Below are 1,024 nucleotides of genomic sequence, written 5' to 3' on the forward strand. Positions count from 1 at the left end.
CGTGGACCTGTCTGTGGCCGGTGTCCGATTTCGTGTGGCTGTCCGGTGGGGGTTGGGTCGGTGGGTCGTCGGTGGGTGGCGTGTGAGTGTGACCGGGGGCATCGTGGGTGCGGAATCGTGGCGGGGGCGGGGTCGTTACACCCTGCGTACGACCGAGCAAGACCCACGCCGCCGAGGTCACGCCGCCCCGATGGGTTGGCGGGCCCGGGGCCCCCGGAATGATGGCGGGCCGCCGGTGGTTACACACGGTCCGGCCGACGTGAGGGCGTCCCCCCGCCCCGCGCAACAGCCCGGCCCCCTTTCGCCCCGCACGGGTCGGACATCCGGCCGGCACGGCCGATCTGATCTTTCCTCCGGCTGAATGTCGGAGATCCTCTCCAGGCTTCGCTGGAGATCCCTTTGAGTTCGCATGAGCGCCGACGGTGCTTGCATCCGCGTGAAGCCGATCCCCCTCGGTGTGGGTGCCAACCCCCGAATGGAGCGTTTCTGATGAACACGATCATTCGTAAGAGCGTTCTCGGTGTTGCTGGTCTCGCGTTCGCCGGTGGCGTGTTCGCCGGTCCCGCGACCGCGCAGGCGGTCCCGTCGGTGGAGTCGACGCCGGTGGCAGTTGCCGTGCAGGCCGACAAGCCGTCGGTCGACAAGGCCAAGCTGATCCCGCACGGTGTGCAGGGCGCCCAGTCGCACGTTGACCTGTCCGACGAGCAGGTAGACAACGTCAAGGCCATCATCGCGGCCACGAAGAAGGCCGGCATGGACGAACGGGCCGCCGTGGTCTCCATCGCCACCGCACTGCAGGAGTCGAAGTTGGAGAACCTGGGTCATCTGGGTGACCGCAACGACCACGACTCGCAGGGCCTGTTCCAGCAGCGCCCGTCCTCGGGTTGGGGCACGGTGGAGCAGATCACCGACCCGGAGTACTCGACGATGGCGTTCCTGAAGGGTCTGAAGCAGGTCGACGGGTGGCAGGACATGCCGCTGACGAAGGCCGCGCAGACGGTGCAGGTGTCGGCGTACCCGGACC

Annotated in this window: 1 protein-coding gene; it reads left to right on the forward strand. The window is 68.0% G+C overall.

What is annotated here, in order from left to right; all coding sequences use genetic code 11:
- Nucleotides 1-489: 489 nt before the first annotated feature.
- Nucleotides 490-1,024 (forward strand): hypothetical protein (locus ABZ573_RS32015; RefSeq protein WP_358122812.1); only part of this gene is annotated, 535 nt, incomplete at its 3' end.

The sequence above is a fragment of the Micromonospora sp. NPDC007220 genome, from assembly GCF_040634035.1.
Classification (GTDB): domain Bacteria; phylum Actinomycetota; class Actinomycetes; order Mycobacteriales; family Micromonosporaceae; genus Micromonospora; species Micromonospora reichwaldensis.